This is a genomic window from Streptomyces ortus (assembly GCF_026341275.1).
Lineage (GTDB): Bacteria > Actinomycetota > Actinomycetes > Streptomycetales > Streptomycetaceae > Streptomyces > Streptomyces ortus.
This window is the reverse complement of the sequence record NZ_JAIFZO010000002.1, coordinates 7851239-7865907: the sequence shown is the minus strand read 5'-3', so window position 1 is coordinate 7865907 and position 14669 is coordinate 7851239. Positions and strand designations below refer to the sequence as shown.

Here is a 14669-nt window from a genome sequence, read left to right as displayed (position 1 = left end):
CCCCAGGGCCCTGTCGATGACCGTCGCTCCACGGAGGTGTTCCCAGGATTCGGGGTGAACGTCCGGTTCGCGCATGGGCGTTGACCAGTAGGCCCGTCCTGTGCCGGAACGAGTGGTTTGAGCTCCCCGTCCGTGTGAATGCCCTGGTTCCGCCCCGGCCGTACGCCAAGCATGATCTTGATGAGTACACATGACACGAACACTTCCGACCTGGCCACCCCGGACATGACCGCTGCGGGGCCGCCCGACACGAACTGCGCACCGCTGACACGGCGTTCGGTGGTCACGGCGACCGGTGCCACGGTCCTCGCCGCCGGGCTCACCACGGCCACGGCCGTTCCCGCCACCGCGCTGAGCCCGGCCGCCGCACCCTCCGCGGCGCCGGCCGGCATCGATCCCGCGGCGTACACCACGGTCGCCCGCGCCATCGTGGTCTTCGACAAGGACGACAAGTCCCTCGTCCCGTCCTATCTGAAGGCCATCGAGAGCGGGCTGCCGTCGAGCGGGGCCAAGGCCTCGAAGCGGGTCCTGATCGTCGGGGCCGGTCCCGCCGGTCTGCTCGCCGCCGATCTGCTCAACCGGGTGGGCCACGACGTGGTCGTCATCGAGGCCAACGACAACCGCGTGGGCGGCCGGATCAAGACCTTCCGCAAGGGGGGCCACGAGAACGGCGAGCAGCCCTTCGCCGACCCCCACCAGTACGCCGAGGCGGGGGCGATGCGGCTGCCCGAGAGCCACCCCCTCCTGATGGCGCTGATCAAGAAGTTCGACCTCCCGCGCCAGGAGTTCCTGCTGGTGGACGTGGAGGTCGACAACCCGGCGAAGCGGGCCAACCGCTCCTGGATGCACATCAACGGCGTCCATATGCGCAAGGCCGAGTACGAGCAGGACCCGGCGAGGATCAACGACACCTTCGGCGTCACGGGCCCCAACCGTACGAGGACCGCGGCGGCCATCCTCGCGGACGCCCTCGAACCGGCACACCTGCTGATCCGCGGCAAGGAGGGCACGGCCCTCGTCGAGGGATGGGTCAAGGTCCTCAAGCGGTACGGCCACTGGTCCATGTACCGCTATCTCACCGAGGTGGCCGGGCTCGACGTCAGGACCATCGACCTCGTCGGCACCGTCCAGAACCTCACCTCCAGGCTCCATCTCTCCTTCCTGCACAGCTTCCTGGGCAGCGCGCTGATCGACCCCAGGACGAAGTTCTGGGAGCTGAAGGGCGGCACCGCGAAGCTCGTCGACGCGCTGTACGCGCCGGTCAAGGGCAAGGTGCGGCTCGACAGGCGTGCCGTGCGCGTCGAGCGCGGCAACGGCAAGGTGCGGGTGCACACCGTGTCCGAGGACTGCCAGACCGGCAAGGGGGGCACCACGGAGGTGTTCGAGGGCGACGAGGTGATCGTCACCGTGCCCTTCTCCGGGCTGCGCCATGTGGCCTTCGACCCGCCGCTGACGTACGGCAAGCGCCGGGCCATCACCGAGCTGCACTACGACGCGGCGACCAAGGTGCTGCTGGAGTTCTCCCAGCGCTGGTGGGAGTTCACCGAGCGGCAGTGGGAGGAGGCGCTGGACTCCATCGAGGACGGCCTGTACACGAAGTACAGGAACGGCCAGGTGAGGGACGGCAGGCACCTCGGCGCCCACCGGACCGTACGGGATCTGGGGGTGACCGTCCCCGGCGACCTCAAGAAGTGTTTCGGCGCCTTCCGGCCCGCCGTGCTCGACGACCCCGAGGCCGCTCATGTCCGCGGTGGCGGCTCGGTGAGCGACAACGCCAACCGGTTCATGTTCTTCGAGCACGCCCACCCGATGGAGGGCAGTGCCGGAGGTATCGTCCTCGCCTCCTACAGCTGGTCCGACGACGCCCTGAAGTGGGACGCGTACGCCGACGAGGAGCGGTATCTGCGCGCCCTCGCCGGGGTGCAGGCCGTCTTCGGACGGCGCTGCGAGGTGTTCTTCACGACCAAGTGCAAGACCCAGTCGTGGATGCGCGACCACTACGCCTACGGTGAGGCCTCGGTGCTCTTCCCCGGCCAGCACACGGAACTGTTCCCGGACATCCCCACCTCGGAGGGGCCCATCCACTTCGCGGGGTGCCACACGTCCATCAAGCCCGCCTGGATCGAGGGCGCCCTGGAGTCCGCCGTCAGGACGGCGTTGAAGGTCCATACGGGCTGACGGTGTCCGTTCGGCCGACGGGACCGGCAGGGCTGACGGGGCTGACGTCCACGACCGGTCGGCCCCGTCGGCGGCTCACGGTGTCAGGTGCGCCTGGACAGCGGGTGCGTACCGTGCCACGACGGCGTCGAGCGGTGCCGCGCGCACGTCGCCGCCCCGCGCGATGCCGTACATCACGCCGAGGCCGAGCAGCATGCCGACGGCGAGTTCGGCCCGCAGGCCGGCGTCGGGGCCGTCCAGGCGCAGGGCGAGCCGGTCGCTCACCTGGGTACGGAAGTTGGCGCGGAGTGTGTCCCCCTGGGTGCCCTGGAGCGGTGCGAAGACGATCCTCAGCAGCGGGTCGGCGCCGCGTTCGCTCTGGCTGACGAGGACGTGCCGGACCATGTGGCGTCCGAGGTCGGCCAGTGGCGCGTCCAGCAGAGCGGCGGCGTCCTCCTCGAAGGACATCACGCGTGCGAAGAGCGTCTCCTTGTTGCCGAAGTACTTCATGATCAGGGGAGGGCTGACCCCGGCCCGTTCGGCCACCGCCCTGAGGGTGATGTCCGCGTGGGCGTGGCGCGCGAGGAGGTGCCGGGCCGCGCGCAGGATCGCCGCCTTGGTGGCCTCGGCGTCCCGGCGTCCCGGACCGGCGCTCTCCGGCTCCCCGACGGACATCGCGGTGGACCTCTCGAAGGATTCCGAGGACTTGGCGGACCTCATGCGTCTCCTGCTCCCTCCAGCAGATTTCCCGCCGCCGGTCCGCCGCGCCGCCGGCGCGGCCACCGGCCGGGCTTGTCCCGCTCATCGCTCCCCGGTATCGCCAGGGCCATCGCGCATCCTGCCAGCGCGACCGCCCCGGCCATCGCGAAGGCCAGCAGATAGCCCCGCAGGCTGGGCAAAAGCAGTCCGCCGACCGGGCTGATGTGATGCACCAGTACGGCGGCCACGGCGGCGCTGCACACGGCCTGGCCGATGGTCCGCATCAGCACGTTGACACCGCTGGCGGAGCCGGTCTGCGCGGCGGGCACCGCGCCCAGGATCAGCGTGGGCAGCGCCGAGTAGGCGAGCGCGGTGCCCGCCGACACGATGGCGCCGCCCAGGATGATCACCCACAGGTCGCGGCTGTCCAGGATGCGTATGCCGTACCCGCACGCGATGACGACGGCCCCGAGGGCGAGCGTCACACGCGGGCCGCGTGACAACGAGATACGGGCCGAGACCGGTGATAGGAACAGCATGATCACGCCGCTGGGCAGCAGGCACAGCCCGGCGCCGACGATCGACAGACCGAGTCCGTACCCGGTGCCCTCGGGCGCCTGGACGAGCTGGGCCGTGACCAGGGAGTTGGCGTAGAAGGAGAATCCGACGAGCAGGGCGGTCAGATGCGGCAGCGCCACGCGCGGCCGGGCGGCGAGCCTGAGGTCGACCAACGGCCGTTCGGCGCGCAGTTGCTGCCACCACCACAGGGCCAGGGCGACCACGAAGCCCGTGAACAGCCCGATCACCGGCATGCTCCCCCAGCCCCATTCACCGCCCTGCGAGACGGCCAGGAGCAGACAGACCAGAACTGTGGCCAGGCCGAGCGCGCCGGGCGTGTCGAATCTGCCCGGGTGCCGTACGGCCGACTCGTCCACCGTCCACGCGGCGAGTGCCAGGCCCGCCGCACCGAGCGCGGCCGACACCCAGAACATGGTGTGCCAGTCCGCGTACTGGACGATGAGGGCCGCGAGCGGCAGGCCGAGCGCCGCGCCGATGCCGACCGTCGAACTCATCAGGGCGACGGCGGAGACGGTCCGCTCGGGCGGCAGCACGTCACGCAGGATGCTGATCGACAGGGGCACGACGGCCGCCGCGGCCCCCTGGAGCGCCCGCGCCGCGATCAGCACCCGGATGTCCGAGGTCAGCGCGCACAGCACCGACCCGGCCGTCATCAGCGAGAGGGCGAGGAGCAGCACGCGCTTCTTGCCGTACATGTCTCCGGCGCGGCCGAGCACAGGGGTCAGCACCGCGCCCGCGAGGAGCGTGGCGGTGACGGTCCACGACACGGCGGCGGCGGAGGACCCGGTGAGCCGTGGCAGGTCGGGGAGCAGCGGTACGACGGCGGTCTGCATCACCGCCATCAGGATGCCGCCGTACGCGAGGACCGGGACGGTCAGCCCGGCGCGCAACCCGGCCGGAGAGGTGGACCGCCCGGCGCGGGTCGGCTCCGTCGGTATCGACTCCGTGGGTGTCGGCTCCTGCATGGCACTTCCCCGGGCGCGAGACATGGCATGGTGAACAGCCATTCAACCTAGCGGTTGAATGGCTGTTCACCAACCCGTTCGGGGTACTGGTGGATGCTGGTGAATTCTCATTCACCCGCTCCTCGGTGATGCCTCCCGTGCCCTTATGGAGCTTTCGGGCCGGGTGCGGCCGTGCGCGCGGCGTCCAGGTCCTCGATGGTCCCACCGACCTTCGCGCGCAGTGTCTCCAGCATCTTCGGCTTCGCGCTGATGGCCCACTGCGGGCCGACCAGGTATTTGCCTCCGTACATGGAGGCGCTGTCGAGCCAGGTCAGCTTGTACTTCTCGGCGGGGAAGGTGGTGATGAGGTAATCGCCGTCGGCGGTGTCGCAGACGCCCTCGCGCAGTTCGTCCGCGTCGGTCCGGATCGTGACCTTGCAGCCGGTCAGGTCCGCGATCACCTCGACCTTGGCCGGTGCCACCACGCCGGCGGAGGGGGCGGACATCGCGGAGGTCTCCGCGGAATCGCCCTCCGCGCTCTTGTCCGTGTCACCGCCGCAGGCCGTGGCCAGCGGCAGCAGGGCCAGGCCGCCGACCAGGGCGAGGCCGCGCACCGCGCGGGCGACGAGGGGGCGGCCGGTACGTCGTCGCTGCGGCTGCGGTGACCGCGGTGGCTGCTGTGGCACGTGCCTCTCCGTATCCGTGCTGGTCCCGCGCGAGCGGGCAGGTGTCCACCAGGGATACGGAGGAGGCGTACGGGCCGTTCAGCGCCCCCGCTCAGCGCTGTCGGATCTCTCAGCTGAACGGGTCGAGCGTGATGTAGGCCGTGTTGGGGTTGCTGTCGTTGACCAGCGACTCGTGGGCGCCGACGTCGTCGAACGCGAAGCCGTAGGCCTTGCCGTCGGCCATCTGCTCATGGATCTTCTTGGCGTAGTGGTTGGTCACCGCGTCCTGGTAGAAGTTGGCCGAACCACTGTCGGGCTGGTTGGGGTTGGAGAGGAGCGTGGAGCGGTTGTAGCCCGCGCACAGGGTGCGGGAGATCGGGCCGCGGACGAGGTCGTTCGGCGCGTCCAGGTTCTTGTAGCAGCCGAAGACGCTGTCCGAGTCGGGCTTCTGGAACGAGGTGACCACCGCCCCGGCGCTGTTGGTGAAGTTCATGACGTTGCCGGAGACCCGGCCGAAGTACTTGGTGTTGGGCTGGTCGGCGAAGGGTGTCACCGTCAGCGTGGAGCTCGCGTACTTGGTCCACACCCGGTTGATGTAGTCGTTCATCACGGTGCTCGGCAGCGCGCCGGCCTCGATGCCGTGCCCGGGGGCGAGCGCGCGCAGGACGGTGCCGTCGGAGCGGGTCTTGATGAGGTTGGCCCAGCCGCCGGACTGGCTCCGCAGGGAGTTGAAGAAGGCGTTGTACCCGCCGGCCTTCAGATGCCCGGTGGTCTTGACCGCGCCCGCCGCGTTCTTGACTCCCACCGCGTAGGGGGCCGAGAACATGTCGACCTGCGTGCTGTTGATCCACAGCCCGCCGTCGTTCAGGGTGTACTCGGTCCAGTTGAAGAGGATGTTCGCGTTCGGGTCGGACGGGTTCTGCACAGCGGGCTGTACGAGACCGCCGGTGGTCAGCTTGAAGACCAGCTTCTGGCCGTACGAGAAGTAGACCCGGCCGGAGAACTTCGGCATACGGATCGTCTTGGTCTGGCCGTTGGCCGGTCCTGCGATGGAGGCGTCGGGCGCCGGGGTCGGCGGGTTGCCGCCCGCGGGCCAGGCGTGGAACGTGCCGTTGGCGTCGGCCCACCCCTGCTGGCCGGTCGAGAGCAGGGTCCCGATGACGTAGACGTACACCTGGTCGCCGCGCCCGGAGCTGTTCTTCAGTTCGAGCGGGATGGTCGTCGGCACCGCGGCCTCGGCGTGGGACACGGGTCCCACGGTCGTGACTCCCGTGGCGACGGCCGCCGCGGCGACCAGGGGCACCAGCATTTTTCGCATGGCAAGCACGTCGTCCTCCTAGCAGGTGGAAGCGGACCGTTCGGCTCCTCATGAGAGCGCTCTCAGAGTGCTCCCATGAGGCGAACACGTCAAGGTCTAGACCAACATCGACTGCCGTCGACCTGCCGGAGAGAGGGGTGGGCGCGCTCGTCAGCCGCGGGCCATCGCGATCGAACCCGCGAGCCGCTCCCCCGCCTCGTAGATCATGTACGGGACTCCGCCGTCCGTACCGAACGACGGGGCGGCAGCGCGGCCGTTCTCCGGCGCGGCGCTGCGGGAGTTGTAGAAGACGCCGAGGTGCGTGCGCTTGCTGAAGTCGTTGCCGACCTCGGTGATCATCATGTCGCCGCCGCTCGCCTTGTCCTTGTTGTAGACGACGTACGTGCTGTTGTCGCGGTGCAGCAGGTGGGGGCCGCCGACGTTGACGGCACCGACGTCCGTGTGCCGCACGAGCGGCTGCTGGTCGAAGGTCCAGTTGCGTCCGTCGGCCGACCAGCCCCAGTGGATGTCACGGTGGTTGGAGGTGTTGTTCAGCATGAAGAGCATCACGAAGTGGGCGCCCCGGGACGGCAGTTCGTGGGGGAAGACCCGGGCGTACGACGTCTCGGTCGTGCCGCTGGGCAGCATGGACGTGGACAGGACGACCTTGTCGTAGGTGAAGTTGATGCCGTCCTTGGAGCGGGCCAGCCGCGTCGTGGTGTTCTCCCCGTGGAAGTACATCCACATCTCCTTGGAGGCCTCGATCCACATGACGTGCGCGGACGCGACATGACTGACCTTGTAGTGCGGCTGCCAGTTGTTGGAGACGATCGGGTTGTTCGGGTACTCCGTGAACGGGCCTTCGAGGGAGTCGCCGTAGGCCAGGCAGATGCCGCCGGGCGCGTCGTGCGGCCCGTAGTACAGGTAGTACCTGCCCAGCGGGTTGGCGAGGCGGCCGGCCGTGCCCCGGATGCACGGGAAGATGATCTCGCCCGTCGGGTTGTACTTCAGCTGGGACGGGGTGAGCAGGGTGCGGACGTACTTGTAGTCGGGGAATCCGCCGGGCGCGGCGGCAGCGGCCGGGGCGGCGGCCCCGTCCGCGGAGAGGGCGGGGGCGGCCGGGGCGGTGAGCCCGCCCACGGTCAGGGCGGCGCCGGTGGCGGCACCGGCACGCAGGAACAGACGACGGGCGGGACGCGGCTCGTTCATGGTCGACTCCAGGAAGAGAGGCGGGGGGGGCGGTCGGAGGTCGGTCAGAGGTAGGTGGCGGCGGTGACGCACAGCCCGCCGAGCGCGACGGCCCACACGTACGGCAGGGTGCGTACCATGACCTGCTGCGGGGAGACGCCCGCGTACTGGGCGGCCCACACGGTCTGGGTGCTGGTGGGGTCGGCGACACCGAAGACCTGGTTGTACGAGGTGGCCATGCCGAGGACGACCGCGGCCGGGTAGATCCCGGTGGAGATGAGGACACCGGCGATCCCCGCGCCGAGTCCGAACACGTTCAGCGGTCCCCGGTACAGGCACAGCGGCACGAGCAGGGTGAAGACGCCCACGAACAGCACGGCGTTCTGCGGGCTGACCGCCTTCACCAGCGGTTCCAGTGCCTCGACCGCGCCCGGGAGTTTCACCGCGGCCAGCAGGATGCCGATGGCGATGAACAGGGCGATCGGCGGGGCCGCCACCTCGAATCCGCCGTACAGGGTGCGCAGCAGGCGCTTGTTCATCTCGCGGGGGCGGGTGGTGGTGACCAGCGCGTACAGGACGCCGGCCAGCAGGGAGGGGATGATGGCGAGTTCGAAGCCCAGGGCGAGGATCAGCGGTACGGCCGGGGTGAGCAGGGCGTACCAGGGGGCGTCGCCGAGCCGCTGCCGACGGTTCGGTGAACGGGGCTTGTCCTGCACGGACTTGAGGGACCAGGTGTGTTCGACGCCCCGCCGCCGCGACTCGACGAACACGTACAGGACGGCGGCCACCAGGGCGAACGGGAACAGCTTCACCATGAAGCCGCGGACGGTCTCGACGGGCAGTTCCAGCGCGGTGGAGAAGAACTGCCACAGCGGCAGTTCGAAGGGGATGCCGACGGCGATGCCCATGAGGATGGTCCCGGCGGCGGTCACCTTGGGGATGCCCACCGCGATCATGGCGGGGATGCCGATGAGGCCCGCGAGCATGGCGGCGGGCGCCGATCCGGTGACGGTGCCGACGAGCGCGGAGACGGCGAGGACGCCGAGTGCCACGACGACCGGGCGGTCCCCGCCGAACTCGACGATCTTGCGTACGAGGGTGGCGGCGACCCCCGTCTCCTCCAGGAGCTTGCCCAGCCACGAGCCCAGCACGATGGCGATCATGGTGGCGGCCAGCGCGGGGGCGCCCTCCTGGAGGACCGTGTCGATGACGCTGTTCTCGCCGGTCAGCGGTGCGCCGGCGACGAAGGCGATGACGACGGCGAGCAGGACGAGCGCGAACGCCGTGGGCAGTTTGCGGGTGAGCATGGCGGCGACACCCGCGGCCATGACGAGCAGGATGACGACACCCATGGCTCAGTTCTCTCTTCCTGGCGCGCCGACCGCGGCGGCCAGCGCGGCGGTCAGCAGGAGGGGGCTGCGGCCGAGTCCGCAGACGGTACGGGCGTAGGCGTGGGCGGCGATCTCCTCGGCCCCCGCGACATGGGCGAGGACCCGCAGGCGGCCGAGCCGCAGCGCGGTGTGCCCGATCGCCTCCTTGAGTGCGGTCCTGGTCGCCCTGTGGTGGAAGTGCTCGTGCGCGCTCTCGTGGGCGAGGGCCGCGGCGCGCACGGACCCCACGGGGTACCAGTGGCGCCAGCCGAGTTCGTCGATGAGCCGCTCGGCGCGGTCGACGGTGTCGACGTAGATCTCGACCGTGGCGGGGCGCGAGGTGTAGCGGGCGAGCAGCAACTCTTCGAGTCCGTCGTCGCGTTCCACGATCCGGGCGCCGCACGGGCCGGGTTCGAGGGCCGCGCCGAAGGCGTCGGCGGCCTCGGCCCAGCGGCGCAGGAGGGCGGGGTCACGCCCCTCGTGGGTGGGCGTGCCGGCGAGCAGCCGTACCGCGAGATCGAGGTCGTCGGTGGCCTGCTGGGCGACCGGGTCCGTGGTGGTCGCGTGGGCGCGGGTCATGAGCGCACCTCCACCACGGCCACCACGGGCTCGTCGGCGGCCCGGTCGCGCATCTCGCTGCGGGCCAGGGCCAGCAGCGGCTGCGGTTCGAGGACTCCGGAGAGGTCGGCGATACGGGAGCCGAGGAGCAGCCGCAGCGCGGGCGCCCGGACACCGCCGTCGCCGTACGACGTGGCCTCGCGGACGAGGTTGCTCAGCAGTTCGGGGGCGGCGCCCACGGTGGTGGCGGCCACCTGCGCGTCGGCCGCGTGCAGCCGTACGACACCGTCGGCGTCCACGACGCGTACGGGGTGCCGGGTCGCCCGCAGCCGGCGGCGCACCTCGGTGCCGTAGACCGTGTGGGCGGGTGTGCCGGCGAGGACGGTGACCCGGTCGGGGTCGGTCTTGAGGCTGGCTGCGGCGGCGGCGAGGCGTTCGGAGTCGTCAGCGCTGTGCGAGCGGTCCTGGGTACGCAGTTCGGTGGCGCCGGTGGCGATGGCGCGGACGGTGCTGGTCTGCGGGTCGACGGTCACCTCGACCTCGACTCCGTCGGCGGCGGCGCCCTGGGCGACGACGGCCTGCTCGGCCTCGGCGCGTACGGCGAGGATCTGTTCCTGGGTGGCGCCGGGGATGATCCGTTCGATCTGCTCGCGCACCAGGGCGAGGGCCACCCCGATCGGGCTGATGACCTCGTTGTGCCGGGCGATCCGGCCCTCCATGCCGGTGAGGGCCGCGAGGTGCGGGGTGACGGTGGCGGCTCCTCCCCCGCCGCCGACGAGGACGGCGGTGTCGGCGTCGAGGCGGTAGTCGCGCACGATCTTGTCCACCACCGACTTCACCTGCTCGGCGCCCGCGTCGAGGATGCGGGCGGCGGCCGTCGGCACGTCCACGCCCAGGGCGGCGGCCAGCGGGGCGATCGCGGCCTTCGCGGCCTCCTGGTCGCAGCGCGCGAAGTCCCCTTCCGGGACGCGGCCGAGAGCGTTGGCGGCGCACGTCATGGTGATCGCGTACCGGCCGCCCGCCGCGTCCAGGACGGCGTGGTCGGCCGGGTCGTCGGGCATCGGGCGCACGGTGGCCAGGGTGGCGTCGCGCAGTTCGTCCAGGTCGGCGAAGCAGGCGTAGGGCAGCCCGGCGATATGGGCGCTGCGCGGTCCGACGGCCGTGAGGCGGGCCTGGCTGCCGTGGGTCAGGTCGACGCGGACCATCGAGCCGCCGCCGACCCCGACCGTGCGGACGTCGAGGGCGTTGAGGTACGAGGTCCTGCCGAGCATCGTGGCGTGCCGGACGGCGACCTTGCCCCGGCGTACGACGCTGATGTCGGTGGAGGTGCCGCCCGTTTCGAGGAAGACGCCCTCGCTGATCCGCTCCTGCATCAGGGCTCCGGCGACTCCGGCCGCCGGGCCCGACAGCACGGTCAGCAGCGGGCGCCTGCGCATCTCGTCGAGCGCCATGACCCCGCCGTCGCAGCGCATGACCATGAGCGGCGCGGTGATGCCCGCCTTGGTGATGGACGAGTCGACGAGATCGGCGGTGGCGAGCATGCGCGGCAGGATGGCCGCGTTGACGACGGCGGTACGGGTGCGCTTGTGCAGCCCGTACAGCGAGGTGATCTCGTGCGCGGCCGTCATCGGGAGCCCGGCGGCGCGGGCGGTCTCCAGTACGGACTGCTCCCCTTCGGGCCGGTCGACGGCGAACGGCTCGGTGGCGACGAGGACTTCGGCCCCCGCCGCGGTGACCTGCTCGACCGCGGCGCGTACGGCGCTCGTGTCGTCGGGGTCCGCCACATGCGCGTAGGCGAGCGGAAGCTTTTTGCCGGGGGCGAGTTCGAGCCGGCCGAGGGCGGCGAGCCGGCGGGTGAGGACTGCGCCGGGTCCGGTGCCGATGCCGATCAGGCCGACGGTGGCGACGTCGCCCTCCAGCAGGGCGTTGGTCGCCTGGGTGGTGCCGTGGGCCAGGAACGCGACGTCGGCGGGATCGCGGCCGACCTGCTGGAGCAGTTGGTCCAGCGCCTCGACGATGCCGTGGGCGACACCGTCCTCGTGATGGTGGCTGGTGGGGACCTTGACCTGGCCGAGCAGGCTCAGTGTTGTGGCGTCCACGGCCACGGCGTCGGTGAAGGTTCCGCCGACGTCGATGCCGACGCGGATTCTGTGGGTGGTCATGTCTGGGCACCTCCTTGTGCTCTGTCAGTCATGCGCGACACCGGACGGGCCGGACCGGCCGGGCAGCCGGTCCGCCCGCCCCTCGCTCTCAGTAGCCCCGTACGTCGGGCCAGTGGCGCTGCACGCCGGCCCGGTCGAGGCCGCGCGCGAACTCCTCGAACCGCTTGTCCTCGGCCTGCACCTGGTGGGGTTCGACGTCCTCGGCCAGGCAGTGGGCGGCGAGCGCGCCGGCGACCTCGCCGATGTTCCACTCCACCGGGTGGAGCCGGTAGCAGCCGTTGGTGATGTGGGTGGTGCCGATGTTCTTGCCGGCGGGCAGCAGATTGCGGACCCGCCTCGGCACGAGTGCGCCCAGCGGGATCTCGAAGGGCACCGAGCCGATGTCGATGTAGTTGTCTCCGCCGGTCGAGGGGTGCAGGTCGATGCGGTAGTTGCCGACTCCGACGGAGTCCCGGTACTTGGTGCCGCCGTAGGGTCCGACCAGGTCGATCGCCACGTCGTGCTCGGTGACGGTGGTGACGGCCCTGATCCGGCGCGACTCGCGGACGTAGGGCGCCTTGGCGAGGCCGTCCGGGGTGCCGGTCACGTCCGGGCGCGGACGCAGGCCCGGGAATCCGGTGCCGCCGTCCTGGCGGGGCGCCTCGGTCTGCAGCCAGTACAGGACCGACAGCGACAACTGCCGTGCCCCGGCGACCGCTTCGGCGCCGGTCTCCGCGCCCGCCCCGACGAGCGGCTTCAACCAGTAGTCGTTGAGCGGCCAGTTGACGAGGGTGATGTCGGAGTCGAAGGCGCCGGGGCGGTGCATCCTGCGCGCCAGGATGCGGCGGAAGCCCCACAGCTCCTTGTCACCGGCGTCCGCGCTCTGGTCGGCGCTCACGGCGAGCGGGTCCAACTCGGGGTTGGGCTCGAACGTCCGCGGTACGGACTCCAGGGAGCGGGGGTCCGGTGCCTGGAAGCCCAGCAGGGGTCCGGGCCAGAAGTCGGGCCGGTACGCGCGCCAGAAGTCGTAGTCGGCGGGCCGCTCGACGGTGTGGTCCTCGCCCTCGTGGTGGGAGAGCGCGAAGCACACGGTGATGCCCTGCTGGTTGAGCGGCTGGGCCTCGTCCGGGGCGTGCGGTTCGTCGTACTCGGACCGCGCCTCGGCTCCGGTGACGTGCTCGACATCCGCGAGGTCGAGGAGTTCACCGGTCTCGGTGGCGTCGATCACGTATCGGGCACGGACGGTGACCTGCCGGCCGCCGTCCTGGCAGTGCTCCAGCGTCACGGACCGTACGACATCGTTGTCCGCCTCGGCCGCGACGGGCCGGTGGTCGGTGAGCACGGTCAGCCGGCCGGCGGCCCGGTGGGGCGCGAGCATCGCGTCGATGACGGCGAGCGCGACGCGCGGCTCGTGACAGAGCTTGCTCACCCGTCCGGCGCCCGGGTTGAGGTCCGGGAGGGCCAGCGCCTCGGCGCGCAGCGGGTACCACTGCCGGTAGAACTGCCTTATGCCTTCGCGCAGTTGACGGTACGTGGCGGTGGTGCCGAACTGCTCGACCCAGGGGTGCTCGTCGGGTGGCACGGCCTGCGAGGTGAGCTGTCCCCCGAGCCAGTCGGTCTCCTCGGTGAGCACGACGGTACGTCCGGCCCGGCAGGCCGCCAGCGCGGCGGCCACGCCGCCGAGCCCGCCGCCCACGATGAGGATGTCGGCTTTCGGAATCACGCTTCTCCTTGCTGGTGGTTCAGCTGCTCTTCTTCTGCTGGTGCAGCAGGTGGTTCGGCTGTTGGTACAGCCGGTGGTTCGTCCGGCGATGCGGTCATCGGCTCGTCCGGCGGTGCAGGCATCGGTTCGTCCGCCGGTTGGCCGGGGGTCCGACCCGTGCGCCGCGCGCCGGTGTCAGGGCCGTGCCGGTGGGCTCCCGGTGGTCGCACCCGCCCGGAAGGCGCAGGTGACCAGGGGTTCCTCGGCCGCCTCCCCCGCCACGAGTGCGGCCAGCATGCGGACCGCGGCGGCGCCCAACTGGTGCCGCGGGACGTCGAATCCGGTGGGCTGGGGGTCCCCGGCGAGGTCGGAAGGAGGGCTGCCGAGGAGCGCGAGGGACAGGTCGTCCGGGTAGCTGAGGCCGGCCTCCTCGACGGCTGTCCGCAGGGCTCGCCAGGCACCCCCGGTGTCGGTCTCCTCCGCGACGAAGGCGGTGACACCCTCGGCGAGCCAGCTCCGCAGCCGTTCGGGGGTGACCTCGCGCCGGGGGTCGGCGCAGCGGAAGACGGCCTCGGACCCACCGGGCAGTCCGGCCGCCTCCAGCCCTTCCAGGAAGCCCCGTTGACGGTCGGTGGAGGCGGGCGCGTCGTCGTCCTCACGGACCAGGACGATCCGGCGGTGCCCCAGGGAAGCCAGGTGCCGGACCACCTCGCTGCTCGCGCTCACGTAGTCGGCGCCGACCCAGGACAGGCCCTCCAGCTCCTCGCGGCGGCCGAGGTGCACCACCGGGAAACCGTCGGCGACCATCCGTTTCAGCTCGGCAATCGGTACATGGCGGCCGAGGAACAGGCAGCCGTCCGCGAGCCGGACCCGGTTGAGCGCCTCGGGACCGGCCGCCTTGGCACCGCCGGAACTCGACCCCGTGAAGAGCACCAGGTCGTAACCGCGTGCGGCGGCCTCCCGCTCCACACCGACGAGGAAGGGGTAGTAGGAGTGCTCCACGTCCGTCGGGAAGGTGGCCGTGAAGCTGTAGACGCCGAGCAGGTTGTTGCGGGCCGCCGCCAGCCGCTGGGCCGCCGGATCCGGTACGTAGCCGAGGCTGCGGGCCGCGTCGAGCACCCGCTGCCGTGTCTCGTCCGAGATCGCCGAACCCTGGGCCTTGGCCGACAGCACGAGCGACACCGTGGCCTGGGACACTCCGGCCAGCCGGGCGACCTCCGCCTGCCGCGGCCGGGACGTGCGTCCGGTCGCCGCGGGGGTCCGCCCACGTCTGGGTCCCTTCCTGGGCTGCTCCACCATGCTCCTCACCCGGCCGCCGTGGGCCGCCACCCAGCTTGCTAATGCGTATAAGTAATGCGCATTAGCAGAA

General features: G+C 71.2%; 11 protein-coding genes. 1 reads left to right on the top strand and 10 read right to left on the bottom strand.

Translation table 11 applies throughout. The annotated features are described in order from the left end of the window. Nucleotides 1-225 precede the first annotated feature (225 nt). Nucleotides 226-2178 carry an FAD-dependent oxidoreductase gene (locus K3769_RS37430; RefSeq protein WP_267031715.1) on the top strand — a complete coding sequence of 651 codons (1953 nt, stop codon included), beginning with the start codon at nucleotides 226-228 and terminating at the stop codon, nucleotides 2176-2178. Nucleotides 2179-2253: 75 nt separating this feature from the next. On the opposite strand, the gene K3769_RS37425 is transcribed toward K3769_RS37430, so the two are convergent. The 10 genes from K3769_RS37425 to K3769_RS37380 form a co-directional block, all read right to left on the bottom strand. Next, complete coding sequence (locus K3769_RS37425; protein WP_267031714.1) at nucleotides 2254-2832, bottom strand: TetR/AcrR family transcriptional regulator; 579 nt, start codon at nucleotides 2830-2832, stop codon at nucleotides 2254-2256. 41 nt (nucleotides 2833-2873) lie between these two features. After that, nucleotides 2874-4400 (bottom strand): MFS transporter, encoded by a 1527-nt coding sequence (locus K3769_RS37420; RefSeq protein ID WP_267030656.1) that lies wholly within the window; start codon nucleotides 4398-4400, stop codon nucleotides 2874-2876. Nucleotides 4401-4543: 143 nt separating this feature from the next. Next, nucleotides 4544-5065: a hypothetical protein gene (locus K3769_RS37415; RefSeq protein ID WP_372515113.1), complete on the bottom strand. Its 522-nt coding sequence runs from the start codon at nucleotides 5063-5065 to the stop codon at nucleotides 4544-4546. Nucleotides 5066-5174: 109 nt separating this feature from the next. Next, nucleotides 5175-6362: a glycoside hydrolase family 64 protein gene (locus K3769_RS37410; protein ID WP_267031712.1), complete on the bottom strand. Its 1188-nt coding sequence runs from the start codon at nucleotides 6360-6362 to the stop codon at nucleotides 5175-5177. Nucleotides 6363-6512: 150 nt separating this feature from the next. After that, nucleotides 6513-7550 carry a glycoside hydrolase family protein gene (locus tag K3769_RS37405; protein ID WP_267030655.1) on the bottom strand — a complete coding sequence of 346 codons (1038 nt, stop codon included), beginning with the start codon at nucleotides 7548-7550 and terminating at the stop codon, nucleotides 6513-6515. 44 nt (nucleotides 7551-7594) lie between these two features. Further along, complete coding sequence (locus K3769_RS37400; protein ID WP_267030654.1) at nucleotides 7595-8881, bottom strand: TRAP transporter large permease subunit; 1287 nt, start codon at nucleotides 8879-8881, stop codon at nucleotides 7595-7597. A 3-nt stretch (nucleotides 8882-8884) separates the two neighbouring features. Further along, nucleotides 8885-9478, bottom strand: coding sequence for a hypothetical protein (locus K3769_RS37395; RefSeq protein WP_267030653.1), 594 nt, complete (start codon nucleotides 9476-9478; stop codon nucleotides 8885-8887). Then, a complete protein-coding gene (locus K3769_RS37390) occupies nucleotides 9475-11619 on the bottom strand; it encodes a hydantoinase/oxoprolinase family protein (RefSeq protein WP_267030652.1) in 2145 nt (714 codons plus the stop codon). Before K3769_RS37390 ends, K3769_RS37395 begins: the two co-directional genes overlap by 4 nt. Nucleotides 11620-11707: 88 nt before the next feature. Beyond that, nucleotides 11708-13321 carry an FAD-dependent oxidoreductase gene (locus K3769_RS37385; protein WP_267030651.1) on the bottom strand — a complete coding sequence of 538 codons (1614 nt, stop codon included), beginning with the start codon at nucleotides 13319-13321 and terminating at the stop codon, nucleotides 11708-11710. Nucleotides 13322-13495: 174 nt separating this feature from the next. Further along, nucleotides 13496-14599 (bottom strand): LacI family DNA-binding transcriptional regulator, encoded by a 1104-nt coding sequence (locus tag K3769_RS37380; protein WP_267030650.1) that lies wholly within the window; start codon nucleotides 14597-14599, stop codon nucleotides 13496-13498. Nucleotides 14600-14669: the final 70 nt, after the last annotated feature.